Genomic DNA, 18,683 nt, shown 5'->3' on the forward strand with positions numbered 1-18,683 from the left:
GACCGCCCGTCGCAGCAGTGCACCGGTGCCTTTCGCTCCGCGTCATGAGTTGCGCTTCTCGGACGGGCGGCCGTAGGACCGATCGCGTGGCAGACGGGTTCGAGGCTCAGTCCGCGGCGACCGGCAGGACGTCCGGCGAGAGCGCGCCGGCACGCACAGCAGCGCTCGTCATACGGCGCCGATGGTGACGTCGGCACAACACCTCATAGCCGACCTCCCCGGCGGGGCAGCTCACATCACCGACCACGACCTGCTCACCCTCCACCACCATCTCGCCACCCACCGTGCGGGCATTGTGCGTAGCGCGCGCCCCGCACCAGCACATCGCCTCCACCTGGAGCGCCTCTATCCGGTCCGCCAGCTCGATCAGTCGCTGCGAGCCCGGGAAGAGCCTGGCCCGAAAGTCGGTCGTGATACCGAAGGTGAAGACGTCGAGGTCCAGGTCGTCCACGACCCGCGCCAACTGGTCGACCTGCTCCGACGCCAGGAACTGTGCCTCATCCACAATCAGGTAGTCGACCCTGTCGCCCTGCGACATACGACCCACGACGTAGGCGTACAGATCCATCTCCGGCGCCGCCTCGACAGCATCCGTCATCAGACCGAGCCGCGAAGACAGCTTCCCCTCCCCCGCCCGGTCATCGCGCGTAAAGATCACACCCTGCAGACCCCGCGCCGACCGATTGTGAATTCGCTGCAGAGCAAGTGTGCTCTTCCCGCAATCCATGGTTCCGGAGAAAAACACCAGCTCGGGCATGAGGGGTCGAGCACCTTTCGGGACGGACGGGGAGGGTCGTGGAGCGGGCCGGTACGGCTACGGCGTGTGCGGGACTTTCAGAAGACGCCTAGGTGCGTACTTCGAAGAGCGGGACGAGCTGCTCGACGGGGGTCATCGAGCCGTGCATGCCCACCATCGCCGACTCGTGGGGCTCGTTGTCGGAGGCGGTGATCACCACGTCGTCGTGGGCCGCCGCGACCACGTCGCCGATCCGGCCGAGGACCCGTTCGTCGACCCGGGGGCCGAACCAGCCCGCCGCGACGGCCTCGTCCCGGCTCGCCACCCAGAACTGCTCGCCGAGCACCTCGCGCCAGACGGTCAGCACATCGGCCTCGGCGCCCGGGACGGCGTACACATGGCGGGCGCGGCCCTCGCCGCCGAGCAGCGCGACGCCCGCGCGCAGCTCCCAGTCCTCGTCGAAATCGATCCTGGACTGCTCGTCGAACGGGATGTCGATCATGCCGTGGTCGGCGGTGATGTACAGCGCCGAGCGGGGCGGGAGCTGTTCGGCGAGGCGCCTGGCCAGTCCGTCGACGTGCATCAGCTGGCCGCGCCAGGCGTCGGAGTCGACGCCGAAGCGGTGCCCCATGCCGTCGACCTCGCTGTAGTACGTGTAGACGAGGGTGCGGTCGCCGGCGGCCAGTCGCTCGGCGGCGACGTCCATCCGGTCCTCGCCGGTCAGCCGGCCGAGGAACGAGCCGCCGCTGAGCGCGACCTTGGTGAGCGGGGTCTGCTCGAAGGCGGGCGCGGAGACCTGCGCGGTACGCACTCCGGCCGCGTCGGCGAGCGTGAAGACGGTGGGGTGGGGCTGCCAGACCCTGGGCTGCGTCCAGGGCCTCCAGCGGAGCTGGTTCATCAGCGCGCCGGTGTCGGGATTGCGCACCGTGTACCCCGGAAGGCCGTGCTCGCCCGGGGGCAGCCCGGTGCCGACCGAGGCCAGCGAGGTCGCGGTGGTGGCCGGGAAGCCCGCGGTTATCGGGCGGCCCGTGCCGCCGCGCGAGGTGGGCAGCAGGGAGTGCAGGAAGGGGGCCTCGTCCGGGTGGGCCCGGATCTGCTCCCAGCCGAGTCCGTCGATCAGGAAGACGCAGTTCCGGTCGGCGGGCGTGAGCTCGGCGATCGCCGAGGTGAAACCGGGCACGCCCTGTCCCGCGACGAGCGTGGGCAGCAGATCGGCGAGCGAGCCGCTGCCGTACTCGGGCACCGGGGCGGTGTCGACGGGCAGCAGGACGGGGTCCTGCCAGGCCGGCTGGACCATCAGCGGCCGGCCGCCGCGGTCGCGGCCGTGGCCTCGGAGAGCGCCTGGGCGAAGGCCAGGGTCTGGCGCACGGTGTCGGGACCGTCGCCGGCCTCGCTGACCCGCAGGCTCAGGTCGTCGGCGGTGGAACTGCCGGTGTAGCCGTGGTCGGCCTCGCAGTTGGGGTCGCCGCAGGCGGCGGGCTCCAGGTCGATCCGGGAGACCGCGCCCCAGCCGATGGTCAGGACGACCTCACGGGGCAGCGTGCCGGGGACGTACTTCTCCGGGTTGGCCACGACACGGCTGACCACGACCGAGGAGATCCGGTCCAGCTTGACCGACTCGGTGGAGGTGGTGGCGTAGGGCGTCGGGGAGCTGGTGTCGGCGTTCTGCTCGTCGGTGTGGCTGACGACGAAACGGTTGTCCGTGAGCACCAGGACCGTGACGTGCCGGCGCACCTCGTTGGAGTCGAAGGTGGTCTCCTGGTGCACCAGGTACGAAGCGACCGGCTCACCGCCCACGGCGGCCTCCACCGCCTCGGCCACGAGGGCCGGGTAGTAGCCGCTGCGCTCGATCGCCGCGCGCAGCCCCTGGGTCGTCGTACCGGTCTTAGCCATACGGACCATCCTACGGGGGGCGGATGACTGCCGGGGACGTCCTGCCCACCCCGTCCCGGACGGCTTCCGCGGCGACGCGGGCCGGGACGGTTCAGTAGTTGGAGAGGCGGCGGGGGCCGAGGTCGGTGCGGGCCGGGGGCGGTGAGAGCCGGACGCTCGCCCCGAGGACGGTCAGCCCCTGGGTGGCGACCACGACCGGCTCCAGGGCGATGGAGACCACCTCGGGGTGGTCGTCGACCAGCAGGGAGACCCTGAGCAGCAGTTCTTCCAGCGCCGCGGTGTCCACGGGGGCCGAGCCGCGCCAGCCGAAGAGGACCGGGGCCGCCCTGATCGAGCGGATCAGCTCGGCGGCGTCCCGGTCGGTGGCCGGAACCAGGCGGTGGGCGGTGTCGCCGAGGAGCTCGGAGGGCGCACCCGCCAGGCCGAAGGAGAGGACGGCGCCCGCGGCCGGGTCGATCGTGGCCCGCACGACGGTGTCGACACCGCGCGGGGCCATGGCCTGCACGACGGGACGGAGTTCGGCGGGCTTGCCGAGGAGGTCGGTCAGTTCGGCGTACGCGCGGCGCAGCGCGGACTCGGTGGCCAGGTCCAGCCGGACGCCGCCCAGGTCGGCGCGGTGGCGCAGATGGGGCGCGGTGGTCTTCAGCGCCACCGGGTAGCCGAGTTGCGCGGCGGCGGCGACGGCCGCCTCCGCGTCGGGGGCCGGCAGCGTCGGCCGGACGGCGATGCCGTAGCAGGCCAGGAGCTCGCGGGCCTCGTCATGAGCCAGGGGCCTGCCCCGCGGATCAGGGTCCTCGCCGAGCAGCGCGTCGATGCGGGCGGCCGCACCCGGCTCGTCGATGGTGTCGTCGAGGAACTCGGGCACCTTGCCGGGGACCGCGGCCTGGCGTCGCCACTGGGCGTAGTTCACCGTTTCGGCGAGCGCGCGGACGGCACGTTCGGCGGCGGGGTAGGCGGGGATCCTGCCGACGGCGCGGGCTCCCTCGGGGGCGGCCGACGCGGGGGCGGTGTCCGGTCCGCCGGGGGGCGGGGGCGTTGCCGGAGGCGGTGTCGCCGCGGAGGTGCCCGAGGACCGTCCCGGCGCCGCGACACCGGATGAGGCCGGGGCCGGGCGCTGCTGGGCCACCGTACTGGTCGCCGCGGCCAGGGCCTCCGCGAGGCCGCCTATCTCCACATGGACGACGGCCACCGGCTTGGCCGGCCCCGCGGCGGCCGCCGTGTGCAGGGCGGTGGCCAGTACCTCGCCGTCACCGGGCTCCGCCTCGCCGTCCTCGCCCACCCACGGGATCGCCGTCACGATCACCGCGTCGCAGCCCTCGTCGGCCAGCGCCTGGGCCAGCGCCTCCCGGAAGTCCTGCGGGGTGGCCGCGGTGGTCAGGTCGATGGGCGGCCTCGGCCGGAGCCCCTCGGCCAGGCAGGCGTCGTAGGTGAGCAGCCCGAGGGACTCGGAGTTGCCGAGGATCGCGACGCGGCCGCCCGCCGGGAGCGGCTGGCCGGCGAGGAGCAGGCCCGCGTCGACCATCTCCGTCACCGTGTCGACGCGGATCACGCCCGCCTGCCGCATCAGCGCGGAGACCGTGGCGTCCGGGATCCGGCTGATGGGTACGGCGTGGCCCGGCGGGGTGGAGCCGCTGTGCCGGGCGCCCTTCACCACGACCACCGGCTTCACCGCGGCGGTACGCCGGGCGAGGCGGGTGAACTTGCGGGGGTTGCCGAGGGATTCGAGGTACAGCAGGGCGACATCGGTGTCCGGGTCCTCGTACCAGTACTGGAGGAAGTCGTTGCCGGAGATGTCGGCGCGGTTTCCGGCCGAGATGAAGGTGGAGAGCCCCGCGCCGCGCCGGTAGAGCCCGGAGAGCAGTGCGATGCCGATCGCGCCGGACTGGGTGAACAGGCCGATGCGCCCGGAGGCGGGCCGTTCCGGGGCCAGCGAGGCGTTCAGCCGGACCGCTTCGGAGTTGTTGATGATGCCGAAGGCGTTCGGGCCGATGATCCGCATTCCGTACGAGCGGGCCTGGCGCACCAGTTCGCGCTGCCGTTCGCGGCCCTCGGCGCCCCACTCGGCGTATCCGGCGGAGAGGACCACCAGTCCCTGGACGCCGTGTTCCCCGCAGTCGGCGACGGCCTCCGGCACCCGCTCGGCGGGTACGGCGACGACGGCGAGGTCGACGGATTCGCCGATCTCGCCGAGGGAGCGGTGGGCGGGCACCCCGTCGATGGTGTCCTGATCGGCGGGGAAGGCGCTGTTCACGGCGTAGGTGCGGCCGGTGAAACCCGCGCCCAGGAGGTTGCGCAGGACCGTACGGCCGACGCCGCCGGGGGTGCGGCCGGCGCCGATGACGGCGACGGAGCCTGGGGCGAGCAGCCGCTGCACGGACCGCGCCTCGGCACGCTGCTCCCGGGCGCGCTGGACGGCGAGCGACTCGGCGGTCGGTTCGAGGTCCAGGGTGAGGTGGACGGTGCCGTCCTCGAAGCTGCGCTGCTGGGTGTACCCGGCGTCCCGGAACACCTTGATCATCTTGTTGTTGGCCGGCAGCACCTCGGCGGCGAAGCGCCGGATGCCGCGCTCGCGGGCAACGGCCGCGATGTGTTCGAGCAGCGTGGAGGCGACGCCGCGGCCCTGATGCGCGTCCTGGACGAGGAAGGCGACCTCGGCCTCGTCCGCCGGGGCCGACGCGGGCCTGCCCCGGGCGTCGATCCGGTCGAAGCGGACGGTGGCGATGAACTCGCCGCCCACCGTGACGGCGAGTCCCACCCGGTCGACGTAGTCGTGGTGGGTGAAGCGGTGGACGTCCTTGGCGGAGAGCCGGGGGTAGGGAGCGAAGAAGCGGTAGTACTTCGACTCCGGGGAAACCTGCTCGTAGAAGCTGACCAGCCGTTCGGCATCGTCCGTGGTGATCGGCCTGATCCGCGCGGTGCCGCCGTCGCGGAGCACCACGTCCGCCTCCCAGTGGTCGGGGTAGACGTGATGCGGACTCTGCTCCGGAGAGGGCTCCATGGGCAAAGCGTACGGCTCTGTCAGCGGTCGCGTGGGGGCCGGGGCCGGGGCAGTCTGAGGGTGGCCGATCGACGGTACGACGCGGGCCGCGGACGGGCCGCGGGTCGGCCGGAGCATCGCGCACTGCATGAGAGACTGGTCTAGACAACCATTGATTCGTGAAGGGCAGAACCATGGCTGAGCGCCGCGTCAACGTCGGTTGGGCCGAGGGCCTGCACGCCCGCCCCGCATCCATCTTCGTCCGTGCCGCCACGGCCTCCGGTATACCCGTGACCATAGCCAAGGCCGACGGCAACCCGGTGAACGCCGCGTCCATGCTCGCGGTGCTCGGGCTCGGCGCCCAGGGTGGCGAGGAGATCGTTCTCGCCTCCGATGCCGACAACGCCGAAGCCGCTCTGGACCGTCTGTCCAAGCTGGTCGCCGAGGGGCTCGACGAGCTTCCGGAGACCGTCTGATCCAGCGGTCCCGACCGCCGGAATTCCTGCGCACGAGCCGCGGCGCCCCTGACGGGGAGTCGCGGCTCTTTCATTTGCGCGGGATTCCGGCCCCTTGGGACGGGCCGCCGGAATGAATTCAGGGCAGCGAAAAGAAAGCCCTACCGAATAGCCGCTCCTTGTATACGGCGTCATTGTTAATGCCGGCCGCTCGGGGTGTTTACAGCATGTTGCGAAGATCTCACCCGGCCGGCGCGGGGCACGACGCCGGCACCCGGCCGACCGGGGCGGCGCAGCCGGTGCGCGGCGGTGGCCCGCTCGGCGTGCTGCGCGGCCAGCGCCCTCGCCCGTTCCGCGTCACCGCGCGCCACGGCGTCCACGATGGCCCCGTGCTCGGCCCAGGAATCGGCGGGGCGGGCCGGCTGGTCGACCACGTACATCCAGGCGATCTTGTGCCGGAGCTGGGTGAGCAGCGCGATCAGACCGGGGCTGCCGGAGGCCTGGGCCAGGGTCTCGTGGAACCAGCCGCCCAGTGAGCGCAGATCCTCGCCCTCGCCCCGGCGGGCCCGCTCCTGACCCAGCCTGACCAGGCCACGCAGCACCTTGAGGTGGGCCTCGGTGCGGCGCTGGGCGGCACGGGCCGCACCGAGCGGCTCCAGCAGCATCCGGACCTCCAGGAGGTCGGCGGCCTCCTGCTCGTCCGGCTCGGCGACGCAGGCCCCGGCATGCCTGCGGGTGACCACGAAGCCCTCGGACTCCAGAGTGCGCAGCGCTTCACGCACCGGGACGCGGGAAACCCCGTAACGGCGTGCGAGCACCTCCTCGGTGAGTCGGCTGCCGCGTTCGAAGACACCGGAGACGATGTCTTCACGGATTGCCGTGCATACCGAATGCGCCGGAATGCGCATGTCCGAACCTCCGCCTTAATCCCCGCGGAACGCGGCCGATCGACGCCTGCCCTGCGACTCTATTGCAATGCGGTCGCATTTCCGATGCCGGGTGGAAATTCATCAATATCTTTTGGTCATGGACGGGTTCAAAAACGGGCTCCGCGCCCCGGTCCGACGGCCGGGCACGACGAAGGCCCCGGCGCGGTGCCGGGGCCTTCACCGAGGTTCCTCGCGTCGGTCAGACGGTGACGCCGTGGGCGCGCAGATACGCGACCGGGTCCATGTCGGAGCCGTACGACGGCGTGGTCCGGGCCTCGAAGTGGAGGTGCGGTCCGGTGGAGTTGCCGGTGGAGCCGGAGAGGCCGATCCGCTGTCCCTGGCCGACACTCTGGCCGACGGAGACGCCGATCGAGGAGAGGTGGCCGTACTGGGTGTACGTGCCGTCCGTCATCCGGAGCACGATGTTGTTGCCGTACGCGCCGCCCCAGCCGGCCTCGACGACCGTACCGGCGCCGACGGCGACGACGGAGCTGCCGGACGCGGCGTGGAAGTCGATGCCGGAGTGGCTGCCGGAGGACCACAGGGAGCCGCTGGACTTGTAGCCGGTGCTCACATAGGAACCTGCGACGGGGAGCTGGAAGGTGCCCAGCCGGGCGCGCTCGGCGGAGCGGGCGGCACGCGCCTCGGACTCGCGGGCCTCCTCGGCCCTGGCGGCGGCCTTGGCCTTCGCGGCCGCCCTGGCCTTGGCCTCGGCCTTCTTCTTCGCTTCAGCCTTCTTCTCGGCCTGGGCCTTCGCCTTGGCTTCCGCCTTCGCCTGGGCGGCGACGTCGGCCTGGTGCTGCTGCGCGTCCGCCTGCGCGTTGATCCGGTCGGCCAGGTCGCCCTCGATGGCGATGACCTGGGAGAGGCCGGTCTCGCCGGGGGCGGGGGTCTCGGTGTCCGCGGCGAGGGCCGGGGAGGCCAGGGAGCCGATGACGCCGGTGGTGGCCAGGGTCGCGATGCCGACGGCCTTCGCGCCGCAGCGCGTCAGACGGCTCGGGGCACGGTGCTTCCCCGTGGCACGGGTGAACGCCATGAAGTGGCTGGTCCTTTCCTTCCTTCTCGCCTACCGGGTTAGCTGACGGGTTCGGAGCAGGAAGGTCTCCTACGGATCCCCCGGCCTCGCTGAGGCATGGGCATCCGATTCACCCCAGGGACTGCGTGGGTCCCCGGCTCCCCGGGCTCGCGCCTGACGGGGACTCGGCGATGACTGCCCGGTATGTCGCGGATGCGGCATACGAGTGACGGACAGCCGAGCCGACGCTAGACGGGGGCACTTCCCCACACCAAACGGACAGGCGGTTTTGTAGCGCATCCCACAGGGCAGACAGGCAACCTCTCCCCTATACCGGACAAAAAGGAAAGACCCTGGCGGATCACCGACCGCCAGGGTCTTTCTTTTGCCCCGTTATCGGGGAGAGTGACCGGTCAGCCGGTGACGACCGAAACCTCTCCGATACCGAGGGCCCTGACGGGCTCCTCGATCTGCGCGGCGTCCCCGACGAGGACCGTGACGAGCCGGTCCCCCGGGAAGGCGCTGACCACGGCTGCCGTCGCCTCCACCGTGCCGGTCTCGGCGAGGCGCGCGTACAGCTGCGCCTGGTAGTCGTCCGGGAGGTGCTGCTCGACCTGGTCCGCGAGGGTGGCGGCGACGGAGGCCGCCGTCTCGAACTTCAGCGGTGCGACACCCACGAGGTTCTGCACGGCCGTCTCGCGCTCGGCGTCCGTCAGGCCCTCCGCGGCCAGGGTCCGCAGCACCTTCCACAGGTCCTCCAGCGCCGGACCGGTGGACTCCGTGTCCACCGAGCCGCTGATGGCGAGCATCGAGGCGCCCGTCGCCCCCGCCGCGGAGTCGGGGGCCGAGGAACGCAGCACCTGGGCGAAGGCGCGTACGCCGTAGGTGTACCCCTTCTCCTCGCGCAGCACCCGGTCCAGCCGGGACGTCAGCGTGCCGCCCAGGCAGTAGGTGCCGAGCACCTGGGCGGGCCAGACGCTGTCGTGCCGGTCGGCGCCGATCCGGCCGATCAGCAGCTGCGTCTGCACCGCTCCGGGGCGGTCCACGATCACCACCCGGCCGGTGTCGTCGGCGGTGATCGGCGGGACCGGACGGGACTCGGCCGTGTTGCCCGACCAGTCGCCGACGGTGTCTGCGAGCAGGGCGTCCAGGTCGATGCCGGTGAGGTCACCGACGACCACGGCGGTCGCGGTGGACGGCCTCACGTGGGCGTCGTAGAAGGCGCGCACGGCCGCGGAGTCGATCCGCTCCACGGTCTTCTCGGTGCCCAGGCGCGGGCGCGACATGCGGGCCGTGGCCGGGAAGAGCTCCTTGGAGAGCTGCTTGGCGGCGCGCCGGGCGGGGTTCGCCTGCTCGTGCGGGATCTCGTCGAGCCGGTTGTTCACCAGCCGCTCGATCTCGCTGTCGGCGAAGGCCGGCGCCCGCAGGGCCTCGGCGACCAGACCGAGCGCCTTGGCCAGCCGGGAGGCGGGAACCTCCAGGGAGACCCGGACGCCGGGGTGGTCGGCGTGGGCGTCCAGGGTGGCGCCGCACCGCTCCAGCTCGGCGGCGAACTCCTCGGCACTGTGCTTGTCGGTGCCCTCGGACAGGGCGCGCGACATGATCGTGGCCACCCCGTCCAGGCCCTCGGGCTCGGCCTCCAGCGGGGCCTCGAGGAAGATCTCGACCGCGACGACCTGCTGGCCGGGGCGGTGGCAGCGCAGCACCGTGAGGCCGTTGGGCAGGGAGCCGCGCTCGGGTGCGGGGAAGGCCCAGGGCCTGGCCACTCCGGGTGCGGGCTGCGGGTGGTACTTCATCGAAACTCCAGTCGCGGCAGCGTCGCTCACTTGTCCGCTCCTTCGTGCGCGTCGGTGTCGTTGGCGGCGCCTTCTTCGGCCTCTTCGGCGGGCTCCGCCGACTCGACCGGCTCGTAGACCAGCACCGCCCGGTTGTCGGGCCGCAGCTGGGCCCTGGCGGCCGCCCGGACCTCTTCGGCGGTGATGTCGAGCACCCGGTTCACGGCGGTCAGGGCGCGCTGCGGGTCACCGAACAGCACGGCGAACCGGCACAGTTCGTCGGCCCGGCTCGCGACCGTACCGAGCCGGTCCAGCCACTCGCGCTCCAACTGGGCCTGGGCGCGCTCCATTTCCTCGGGGGTCGGGCCCTCCTCGGCGAACCGGGCGAGCTCCTCGTCGACCGCGGCCTCGACCTGCGCCACCTCGACACCGCCGGACGTCTTGACGTCCAGCCAGCCGAGCGAGGGCGCACCGGCCAGCCGCAGCATCCAGAACCCGGCCCCGACGGCCGTCCGGTCGCGGCGCACCAGGCGGTTGTGCAGCCGGGACGACTCGCCACCGCCCAGCACGGTCAGCGCGAGATCCGCGGCGTCGCACTCCCGGGTGCCGTCGTGCGGCAGCCGGTAGGCGGCCATCAGCGCACGCGCCGGGACCTCCTCGCGGACCTCCTCGCGCAGCTCACGGCCGATGACCTCGGGCAGCTTGCCGTCCCGCGGCGGCTGCTTGCCGTCGTGGGAGGGGATGGTTCCGAAGTACTTCTCGATCCAGGCGAGCGTCTGCTCGGGGTCGATGTCGCCGACGACCGAGAGCACCGCGTTGTTGGGCGCGTAGTACGTACGGAAGAAGGTCCGCGCGTCCTCGAGGGTCGCCGCGTCCAGGTCGGCCATTGACCCGATCGGGGTGTGGTGGTACGGGTGGTCGTCCGGGTGGACGAGAGCCGTCAGCCGCTCGAACGCGGTGCCGTACGGGACGTTGTCGTAGCGCTGGCGGCGCTCGTTCTTGACGACGTCGCGCTGGTTCTCCATGGACTTCTCGTCGAGCTCGGCGAGCAGTGAGCCCATCCGGTCGGCCTCGAGCCACAGGGCCAGCTCCAGCTGGTGCGTGGGCATCGTCTCGAAGTAGTTGGTCCGCTCGAAGCTGGTGGTGCCGTTGAGGGAGCCGCCGGCGCCCTGCACCAGCTCGAAGTGTCCGTTCCCCTTGACCTGGCCCGAGCCCTGGAACATCAGGTGCTCGAAGAGGTGAGCCAGACCGGTGCGTCCCTTGACCTCGTGGCGCGAGCCGACGTCGTACCAGAGGCACACCGCGGCGACCGGGGTCAGATGGTCCTCGGAGAGCACCACGCGCAGGCCGTTGGCCAGACGGTGCTCGGTCGCTGTCAAGCCGCCGGAGCCGGCCTGGGCTGTGGCCGTGTGACCCATGGGCATGTACGTCCCTTCGATCGCGATACTGGATGTGATGCGAGACCTGCCACTGTAAGCAGGCACACCGGCGCCTGGCGAAGTCTCCGTGCCGCGCAGGTCACCGGAAAGCGGCGTCCGGACCCCCTCGGGACGGGTGGAGAACCCCCTTTGGGACGGGTCGAGGTCGGAGTTGTCAGTGCGGCGGTCCACAATGGTCCGCGTCAGAACCTGAGGTTGCCCGAACAGAATCCGTGAAGGAGTCGCAGCAGCGATGGCCCGCCGCAGCACGAAGACCCCGCCGCCGGACGACTTCGAGGAGAAGATCCTCGACATCGACGTCGTCGACGAAATGCAGGGCTCCTTCCTTGAGTACGCGTACTCGGTGATCTACTCACGGGCCCTGCCGGACGCCCGTGACGGCTTGAAGCCGGTGCACCGCCGCATCGTCTACCAGATGAACGAGATGGGCCTGCGCCCGGACCGCGGCTATGTGAAGTGCGCCCGCGTCGTCGGCGAGGTCATGGGTAAGCTGCACCCGCACGGGGACGCGTCGATCTACGACGCCCTGGTGCGGATGGCACAGCCGTTCTCCATGCGGCTCCCCCTCGTCGACGGACACGGAAACTTCGGCTCGCTCGGCAACGACGACCCGCCGGCCGCCATGCGGTACACCGAGTGCCGGATGGCCGACGCGACGTCGTTGATGACGGAGTCGATCGACGAGGACACCGTCGCTTTCCAGTCGAATTACGACGGCCAGGAGCAGGAGCCGGTCGTCCTCCCGGCCGCCTATCCGAACCTCCTGGTCAACGGCACGACCGGGATCGCCGTCGGCATGGCGACGAACATGCCGCCGCACAACCTGGGCGAGGTCATCGCCGCCGCCCGCCACCTGATCAAGCATCCGGGCGCGGACCTGGAGACCCTGATGCGGTTCGTCCCCGGTCCCGACCTGCCGACCGGTGGCCGGATCGTGGGCCTCGGCGGCATCAAGGACGCCTACGCGGGAGGCCGCGGCTCGTTCAAGATCCGCGCCACCGTCGCCGTGGAGAACGTCACGGCACGCCGCAAGGGTCTGGTCGTCACCGAACTGCCCTTCAGCGTCGGTCCGGAGAAGGTGATCGCCAAGATCAAGGACCTGGTCTCGGCGAAAAAGCTCCAGGGCATCGCGGACGTCAAGGACCTCACCGACCGCTCGCACGGACTGCGCCTGGTCATCGAGGTCAAGAACGGCTTCGTGCCGGAGGCCGTGCTGGAGCAGCTCTACAAGCTGACGCCGATGGAGGAGTCCTTCGGCATCAACAATGTGGCGCTGGTGGACGGGCAGCCGCTCACCCTGGGCCTCAAGGAGCTCCTGGAGGTCTACCTCGACCACCGCTTCGACGTGGTGCGCCGGCGCAGCGAGTTCCGCCGGACCAAGCGCCGCAACCGGCTGCACCTGGTCGAGGGCCTCCTCGTCGCACTGATCGACATCGACGAGGTCATCCGGCTCATCCGATCCAGCGACAACTCGGCGCAGGCCAAGGACCGGCTCATCGAGCACTTCTCGCTGAGCGAGGTCCAGACGCAGTACATCCTGGACACCCCGCTGCGCCGGCTCACCCGGTTCGACCGGGTCGAGCTGGAGAGCGAGCGGGACCGGCTCAACGCCGAGATCGACGAGCTGACCGCGATCCTCGACTCGGACACCGAGCTGCGCAAGCTCGTCTCCACGGAACTGGCCGCGGTCGCCAAGAAGTTCGGCACCGACCGGCGTACGGTGCTGCTGGAGTCGGCCGGTTCGCAGGTCGCGGCGGTACCGCTGGAGGTCGCGGACGACCCGTGCCGGGTGCTGCTGTCCTCGACCGGTCTGCTGGCCCGTACGGCCAACGGCGACCCGATCGTCTTCGCCGAGGACGCCAAGCGCGCCAAACACGATGTGATCGTGTCGGCCGTGCCGGCCACGGCACGGGGTGATGTCGGCGTGGTGACCTCGACGGGGCGGCTGATGCGGCTCGCGGTGATCGATCTGCCGCAGCTGCCGGACACCCATGCGGCGCCCAGCCTCTCGGGCGGCGCGATGGTCGCCGAGTTCCTCACCCTGGAGGCGGACGAGGAGATCATCTGCCTCACCACGCTCGACGAGTCCTCACCGGGGCTGGCGGTCGGCACCCTGCAGGGCGTCGTGAAGCGCGTGGTGCCCGACTATCCGGCCAACAAGGACGAGCTGGAGGTCATCACCCTCAAGGACGGTGACCGGATCGTCGGCGCGATGGAACTGCGCACCGGCGAGGAGGACCTGGTCTTCATCACCTCGGACGCGCAGCTGCTGCGCTACCCGGCGGCGCAGGTGCGCCCGCAGGGCCGTCCGGCCGGCGGTATGGCGGGCGTCAAGCTCACGGAGGGCGCGGAGGTGCTCTCCTTCGCCGCGGTGGATCCGGCCGCGGACGCCATGGTGTTCACGGTCGCCGGTTCGCACGGCACACTCGACGACTCCGTGCTGACGTGCAAGTTCACCCCGTTCGACCAGTACCCGCGCAAGGGCCGGGCCACGGGCGGAGTGCGCTGTCAGCGGTTCCTCAAGGGCGAGGACATCCTGACGTTCGCCTGGGCGGGCCCGACACCCGCCCGCGCCGCGCAGAAGAACGGCGCGCCGGCCACGCTGCCCGAGCCCGACCCGCGGCGCGACGGTTCGGGGACGCCACTGGAGTCCCCGGTCGCGGTGATCGCCGGCCCCGTGTAACCGGCCGGCCCGGTCCGTGGCGCTATGCGTCGTCGCCGGGCTGCTGCACGTACCGCAGGACGCCCCACATGCTTCGCTCATGTGCGGCGTCCTGCGCTGTGTCCGGCGCCGCTTCCCCCGGCAGCGGGGCGGTCTCGCGGCAGTCCGCCAGCTCCTTGCGCAGGGCCTCGGCGTCGATGCCCGAGCCGATCAGCACGAGCCGCGTCAGCCGTGGTTCGCCGCGGGTCCAGGGCTGCGGGGCGAACCGCAGGAACCTGCCGACGGCGTGCAGCGCGTAGCTGTTGTCCCGGTCCCCCGTGCCGAAGTCGACGTACCCCTTGATCCGGTAGAGGCCTTCCGGCCGGGAGTCCAGGAAGCCCATCAGCCGACGGGGACTCATGGGCACGTCGGAGGTGAAGTCGACGCTCTCGTAGGCCGCGTGCAGATGCTCCCCGTGCTCCTCACCGGCCCGCGCCGCCCGTTCCTCCAGGTACAGGTCCTCGAAGGTCAGCTGCCGGGCCTTCTCCTCGCGGTCGGGCCGCAGCGCCGGATCGAAGAGCAGCTCGGGGTCGACGCGTCCGTAGATGGCGGGGACGACCGCCGCCGCACTGCCGGTGGCCGCGACGGCCTCCCGGATGCGCAGCAGGTCGTCGTCCGCGGCCCGGTCCGTCTTGTTCAGCACGACGAGGTCGGCGACGGCGAGATGGCGGTCGATCTCCGGGTGACGTTCCCGGGTGGCGGCGAACTCGGCGGCGTCGACCACCTCGACCAGTCCCCCGTACACGATGTGCGGGTTGTCGCTGGCCAGCAGCATCCGTACGAGTTCCTGGGGTTCGGCGAGCCCGCTCGCCTCGATGACGATCACGTCGAGCCGGGCGGCGGGCCGGGTCAGGGTCTCCAGGTAGGTGTCCAGCTCGCTCACGTCGACCGCGCAGCACAGGCAGCCGCCGCCGAGCGAGACCGTCGAGCCGACCTGTCCGGACACCGTCATGGCGTCGATCTCGATGGACCCGAAGTCGTTGACGATCACGCCGATCCGGTTTCCCGCGCGATGGCGCAGCAGGTGGTTGAGCAGCGTCGTCTTGCCGGATCCCAGGAATCCTGCGAGGACGATGACCGGGATCTGCCTGCTGCGGGGCGGGGGCGACGGGTTCAACGGGGGCCCTTCCGGGGGACGTCAGGCGGCCGGGACCGGCTGCGGCGGAGGCGGGCCGACGTAGCGGGCCGCCGGGCGGATGATCTTGGAGTCCTCCGCCTGCTCCAGGATATTGGCGCTCCAGCCCACCACCCGCGCCGCGCAGAACGTCGGTGTGAACATCTCGCGCGGCAGCCCGCACAGCTCCATGACCACTCCGGCGTAGAACTCCACGTTGGTGTGCAGTTCGCGCCCCGGCTTGAGCTCGGCGAGGATCGCCTCGACCTGCCGTTCCACCTCGACGGCGAAGTCGACGAGCGGTCCGCCGAAGCTCTGGGCGATGCCTCGCAGCATGCGCGAGCGCGGGTCCTCGGTGCGGTAGACCGGGTGCCCGAAGCCCATGATCCGGTCGCCGGCGAGCACGCGCTCGCGGATCCATCCGTCGATGCGGTCGGGGGTCCCGATGGCGTCCAGGGTGTCCAGGGCCCGGCTGGGCGCACCGCCGTGCAGCGGTCCGGAGAGTGCGCCGACGGCCGCGACCAGGCAGGCGGCGATGTCGGCTCCGGTGGAGGCGACGACCCGGCCGGTGAAGGTCGAGGCGTTGAAGCCGTGGTCGACGGTGGAGATCAGGTACTGCTCGACAGCCCTGACCCGGGCGGCGTCCGGCACGGAACCGGTGAGCATGTAGAGGTAGTTGGCCGCGTACGGCAGGTCGTCGCGCGGCTCCACCGGTTCGAGGCCCTGACCGAGCCGGTGCAGGGCGGTGAGCACGGTGGGGACCGCGGCGCAGGCGGTCAGCGCGTCGGCGCGGCGCCGCCCTGCGTCGATGTCGTACACCGGACGGAAGCCCGCCGACGCGCCGAGCAGCGAGAGCGCCGTGCGCAGCCCCGCGAGCGGGCCGGAGACGGCGCCCGCGCGGGCTATGGCGGGCAGGGCGTCACGTACCTCCGCGGGCAGCCGGCGCAGTGCCGCGGTGCGGGCCGCGAAGTCGGCGCGGGCGGCCGGACCGGGCAGCTCGCCCTCGGTCATCAGGTACCAGACGTCCTCGAAACCGCGGGTCTGTGCCAGCTCGATCGCCGAGTACTGCCGGTAGTGGTAGAAGCCCTCGCGGCCGCGGACATCGCCGAGGGCCGTGTCGGTGACGACGACACCCGCGAGGCCACGGGGGACGTCGAGCGGGGCTGAGCCGGTCATGGTCGTCATTGCGTCCTCCATGGACATTCCGGTGCTGCGACTCTTAACATTGATTCGACTGTCCATGCTTGACTTTAGATCTGTCAATGTTGATTGAATCAATATGGATACGGTGGGCAGCATGACGGATCAAGCAGGTGCGGGCGACGGTGCGGGCACTGCAACGCACCGGCTCACCACCCGGGAGACGGCCGAGCGCCTGGGCGTGAAGCCAGAGACGGTGTACGCGTACGTGAGCCGGGGCCAGCTGAGCAGCAACCGTGCGCCCGGCGGGCGGGGCAGCACGTTCGACGCGGCGGAGGTCGACGCCCTGGCACGGCGTACGGGACGCAGGGAGCCCGCTTCCCCCACCGGTGAGCTGGCCTTCCGGACCGGCATCACGCTCATCGAGAACGACCGCTACTACTTCCGGGGCGTGGACGCCGCAGAGCTGGCCCGGCGCCATACCTACGAGGAGGTCGCCGAATGGCTCTGGACCGGTGAGCTGCGGACGGGCACGCGCTTCACGGCACCTTCCGAAGCGCTGGCCGCGGCCCGCCGGACGGTCGGCGCACTCCCGGCGCACTGCGGTTCGACGGACCGGCTGCGGGTGGCGGTCGTCGCCGCGGCAGCCGCCGATCCACTGCGGTTCGACCTGTCGCGCGAGGCGGTGCTGGGCGGCGCCCGGAGTCTGATCCCCACCCTGGTGGCCGCACTGCCGACGGTGGGCGCGGACGGGGTCGACGGCGGCGCGGTCGCGTCCGCCGACGCCGGGCTGGCGCGTCAGCTGTGGCCGAAACTCACCGCACACCCGGCCGACGAGGCGTCACTCGACGTGCTGGACACCGCCCTGGGGCTGTTGATCGACCACGATCTGGCCGCCTCCACCCTGGCGGCCCGGGTCGCGGCCTCCGCCCGGGCCCACCCGTACGCCGTGGTCTCGGCGGGGCTGGGGGTGCTGGAGGGGCCGCTGCACGGCGCGGCCAGCGGACTGGCGCACCGGATGCTGGCCGAGGCCCTGGAACGGGGCGGCGCGGCCCCGGTGGTCGCGGACCACCTCCGTACCGGACGCCGGGTACCGGGGCTGGGCCACCGGCTCTACACCGGCGAGGACCCACGGGCCACGACGCTGTTCGCCCTGCTCGCGAAGGTCCCGCGGGCGGCGCCGGCACTGGCCGCGGCCCGCGATGTGGTCGCCACGACCGCGCGCCACACCCCACTGCACGCGAACGTCGACCTGGCGCTCGCGGTGCTGTCCGTCTCCTGGGGCATGGCCGCGGAGTCGGGCGAGACCGTGTTCGCGATCTCCCGTACGGCGGGGTGGATCGCGCATGCCCTGGAGGAGTACGGGGAGCGACCGCTGCGGATGCGTCCCATCGGCCAGTACACCGGGCCGCGGCCACCTCGGCCGCTGCCCGATGCCACAAGGACGCCGCCGCAATAGACGGTTCGCCAGTCGCAAATTAGCGACGGTCAGCGGGAAGCGTTGCGCGGGGGCTGGGCCGTGGAGCCGCGTACCACCAGCTCGGGCTCGAAGAGCAGCTCGTCGGACGGCACGGCACGCCCCCCGATCTGCACGGAGAGCAGCTCGACGGCCGCCCGCCCCATGGCCTCGATCGGCTGGCGGACCGTGGTCAGCGGCGGCTCGGTGCAGTTCATGAACGCCGAGTCGTCGTACCCGACGACGGAGACGTCGGCGGGCACCGAGAGACCGCGGCGGCGTGCCGCGCGCACCACCCCGAGGGCCAGCGGGTCGCTGGCGCAGATGAACCCCGTGACCCCTTCGTCCAGCAGTCGCATGGCGGCCGCCTGCCCTCCCTCCAGCGAGAACATCGCCCTGGCCACCCACGCGTCGGGGATGGCCGTGCCGGACTCCTCGGCGAGCACCCGGGCGGCGGCCAGCTTGCGCAGCGAGGGCATGTGGTCCGAGGGGCCGAGCACCAGACCGATGCGCTCGTGGCCCAGCGAGACCAGATGGCGCCAGGCCTGCTCGACGGCCACGGAATCGTCGCAGGAGACGGCCGGGAAGCCGAGATGGGCGATGGCCGCGTTGATCAGGACGACGGGGATCTTGCGGTCGGCGAGCACCTTGTAGTGGTCGTGCGGGGCATCGGCCTGAGCGTAGAGGCCACCGGCGAAGACGACGCCCGAGACCTGCTGCTGGAGGAGCAGCTCGACGTAGTCCGCCTCGGAGACGCCGCCCTTGGTCTGGGTGCACAGGACGGGCGTCAGGCCCTGCTGCGCCAGCGCGCCGCCGACCACCTCGGCGAAGGCGGGGAAGATCGGGTTCTGCAGCTCGGGCAGGACCAGGCCGACCAGCCGGGCCCGCTCGCCGCGCAGCTGGGTCGGCCGCTCGTATCCGAGCACGTCCAGCGCGGACAGGACGGCCTGCCGCGTGGCGTCGGAGACTCCTGGCTTGCCGTTGAGCACCCGGCTGACCGTGGCCTCGCTGACTCCAACTTTCTGGGCCACCTGAGCAAGTCGTCGCGTCATG

Annotated in this window: 14 protein-coding genes and 1 riboswitch; of the genes, 3 read left to right on the top strand and 11 right to left on the bottom strand. The window is 71.7% G+C overall.

What is annotated here, in order from left to right; all coding sequences use genetic code 11:
• Positions 1–106 precede the first annotated feature (106 nt).
• From OG322_RS07720 to OG322_RS07735, 4 genes are all read right to left on the bottom strand, one after another.
• A complete protein-coding gene (locus tag OG322_RS07720; protein WP_329306241.1) occupies positions 107–757 on the bottom strand; it encodes a thymidine kinase in 651 nt (216 codons plus the stop codon).
• 88 nt (positions 758–845) lie between these two features.
• Positions 846–2,033 carry an alkaline phosphatase family protein gene (locus tag OG322_RS07725; RefSeq protein ID WP_123462858.1) on the bottom strand — a complete coding sequence of 396 codons (1,188 nt, stop codon included), beginning with the start codon at positions 2,031–2,033 and terminating at the stop codon, positions 846–848.
• The gene (locus OG322_RS07730) at positions 2,033–2,629 is read right to left on the bottom strand and encodes a DUF5998 family protein (RefSeq protein ID WP_123462856.1); all 597 of its coding nucleotides are present in this window, start codon (positions 2,627–2,629) and stop codon (positions 2,033–2,035) included. Before OG322_RS07730 ends, OG322_RS07725 begins: the two co-directional genes overlap by 1 nt.
• A gap of 91 nt (positions 2,630–2,720) precedes the next feature.
• Complete coding sequence (locus tag OG322_RS07735; RefSeq protein WP_329306242.1) at positions 2,721–5,627, bottom strand: bifunctional acetate--CoA ligase family protein/GNAT family N-acetyltransferase; 2,907 nt, start codon at positions 5,625–5,627, stop codon at positions 2,721–2,723.
• A gap of 173 nt (positions 5,628–5,800) precedes the next feature.
• Between OG322_RS07735 and OG322_RS07740 the strand changes: the two genes are divergently transcribed.
• Positions 5,801–6,082 carry an HPr family phosphocarrier protein gene (locus tag OG322_RS07740; RefSeq protein ID WP_266410823.1) on the top strand — a complete coding sequence of 94 codons (282 nt, stop codon included), beginning with the start codon at positions 5,801–5,803 and terminating at the stop codon, positions 6,080–6,082.
• 176 nt (positions 6,083–6,258) lie between these two features.
• Here the strand turns inward: OG322_RS07740 and OG322_RS07745 are convergent, their stop codons facing one another.
• From OG322_RS07745 to OG322_RS07760, 4 genes are all read right to left on the bottom strand, one after another.
• Entirely contained in the window at positions 6,259–6,969 is a 711-nt protein-coding gene (locus OG322_RS07745; protein ID WP_123462849.1) for a GntR family transcriptional regulator, read from the bottom strand.
• A 220-nt stretch (positions 6,970–7,189) separates the two neighbouring features.
• Positions 7,190–8,026, bottom strand: coding sequence for a M23 family metallopeptidase (locus OG322_RS07750; RefSeq protein ID WP_123462847.1), 837 nt, complete (start codon positions 8,024–8,026; stop codon positions 7,190–7,192).
• A 13-nt stretch (positions 8,027–8,039) separates the two neighbouring features.
• Positions 8,040–8,206: riboswitch (cyclic di-AMP (ydaO/yuaA leader) on the bottom strand.
• A gap of 212 nt (positions 8,207–8,418) precedes the next feature.
• The gene (locus OG322_RS07755) at positions 8,419–9,801 is read right to left on the bottom strand and encodes a M16 family metallopeptidase (protein WP_123462845.1); all 1,383 of its coding nucleotides are present in this window, start codon (positions 9,799–9,801) and stop codon (positions 8,419–8,421) included.
• 26 nt (positions 9,802–9,827) lie between these two features.
• Positions 9,828–11,204: a M16 family metallopeptidase gene (locus OG322_RS07760; protein WP_185095455.1), complete on the bottom strand. Its 1,377-nt coding sequence runs from the start codon at positions 11,202–11,204 to the stop codon at positions 9,828–9,830.
• A 247-nt stretch (positions 11,205–11,451) separates the two neighbouring features.
• On the opposite strand from OG322_RS07760, the gene OG322_RS07765 reads away from it, so the two are divergent.
• Positions 11,452–13,902: a DNA gyrase/topoisomerase IV subunit A gene (locus OG322_RS07765; protein ID WP_123462841.1), complete on the top strand. Its 2,451-nt coding sequence runs from the start codon at positions 11,452–11,454 to the stop codon at positions 13,900–13,902.
• Between the two features lie 22 nt (positions 13,903–13,924).
• On the opposite strand, the gene OG322_RS07770 is transcribed toward OG322_RS07765, so the two are convergent.
• Positions 13,925–15,037, bottom strand: a complete 1,113-nt coding sequence (locus tag OG322_RS07770; RefSeq protein ID WP_123462839.1) for a CobW family GTP-binding protein — start codon at positions 15,035–15,037, stop codon at positions 13,925–13,927.
• Between the two features lie 21 nt (positions 15,038–15,058).
• Entirely contained in the window at positions 15,059–16,219 is a 1,161-nt protein-coding gene (locus OG322_RS07775; RefSeq protein WP_124285396.1) for a citrate synthase/methylcitrate synthase, read from the bottom strand.
• Positions 16,220–16,331: 112 nt separating this feature from the next.
• Here OG322_RS07775 and OG322_RS07780 point away from each other — a divergent pair, with 112 nt between their 5' ends.
• A complete protein-coding gene (locus OG322_RS07780; protein ID WP_123466127.1) occupies positions 16,332–17,633 on the top strand; it encodes a citrate synthase in 1,302 nt (433 codons plus the stop codon).
• A gap of 29 nt (positions 17,634–17,662) precedes the next feature.
• On the opposite strand, the gene OG322_RS07785 is transcribed toward OG322_RS07780, so the two are convergent.
• Complete coding sequence (locus tag OG322_RS07785) at positions 17,663–18,682, bottom strand: LacI family DNA-binding transcriptional regulator (protein ID WP_123462835.1); 1,020 nt, start codon at positions 18,680–18,682, stop codon at positions 17,663–17,665.
• Position 18,683 lies beyond the last annotated feature (1 nt).

It is taken from the genome of Streptomyces sp. NBC_01260 (assembly GCF_036226405.1).
GTDB lineage: Bacteria > Actinomycetota > Actinomycetes > Streptomycetales > Streptomycetaceae > Streptomyces > Streptomyces laculatispora.

What these genes read in the sequence shown, in the direction of transcription:
- OG322_RS07775 (WP_124285396.1), bottom strand. Translation starts at nt 16,219, where the DNA reads ATGACGACCATGACCGGCTCAGCCCCGCTCGACGTCCCCCGTGGCCTC.
- OG322_RS07765 (WP_123462841.1), top strand. Translation starts at nt 11,452, where the DNA reads ATGGCCCGCCGCAGCACGAAGACCCCGCCGCCGGACGACTTCGAGGAG.
- OG322_RS07785 (WP_123462835.1), bottom strand. Translation starts at nt 18,682, where the DNA reads ATGACGCGACGACTTGCTCAGGTGGCCCAGAAAGTTGGAGTCAGCGAG.
- OG322_RS07755 (WP_123462845.1), bottom strand. Translation starts at nt 9,801, where the DNA reads ATGAAGTACCACCCGCAGCCCGCACCCGGAGTGGCCAGGCCCTGGGCC.
- OG322_RS07730 (WP_123462856.1), bottom strand. Translation starts at nt 2,629, where the DNA reads ATGGCTAAGACCGGTACGACGACCCAGGGGCTGCGCGCGGCGATCGAG.
- OG322_RS07735 (WP_329306242.1), bottom strand. Translation starts at nt 5,627, where the DNA reads ATGGAGCCCTCTCCGGAGCAGAGTCCGCATCACGTCTACCCCGACCAC.
- OG322_RS07750 (WP_123462847.1), bottom strand. Translation starts at nt 8,026, where the DNA reads ATGGCGTTCACCCGTGCCACGGGGAAGCACCGTGCCCCGAGCCGTCTG.
- OG322_RS07760 (WP_185095455.1), bottom strand. Translation starts at nt 11,204, where the DNA reads ATGCCCATGGGTCACACGGCCACAGCCCAGGCCGGCTCCGGCGGCTTG.
- OG322_RS07745 (WP_123462849.1), bottom strand. Translation starts at nt 6,969, where the DNA reads ATGCGCATTCCGGCGCATTCGGTATGCACGGCAATCCGTGAAGACATC.
- OG322_RS07720 (WP_329306241.1), bottom strand. Translation starts at nt 757, where the DNA reads ATGCCCGAGCTGGTGTTTTTCTCCGGAACCATGGATTGCGGGAAGAGC.
- OG322_RS07740 (WP_266410823.1), top strand. Translation starts at nt 5,801, where the DNA reads ATGGCTGAGCGCCGCGTCAACGTCGGTTGGGCCGAGGGCCTGCACGCC.
- OG322_RS07725 (WP_123462858.1), bottom strand. Translation starts at nt 2,033, where the DNA reads ATGGTCCAGCCGGCCTGGCAGGACCCCGTCCTGCTGCCCGTCGACACC.
- OG322_RS07780 (WP_123466127.1), top strand. Translation starts at nt 16,332, where the DNA reads ATGACGGATCAAGCAGGTGCGGGCGACGGTGCGGGCACTGCAACGCAC.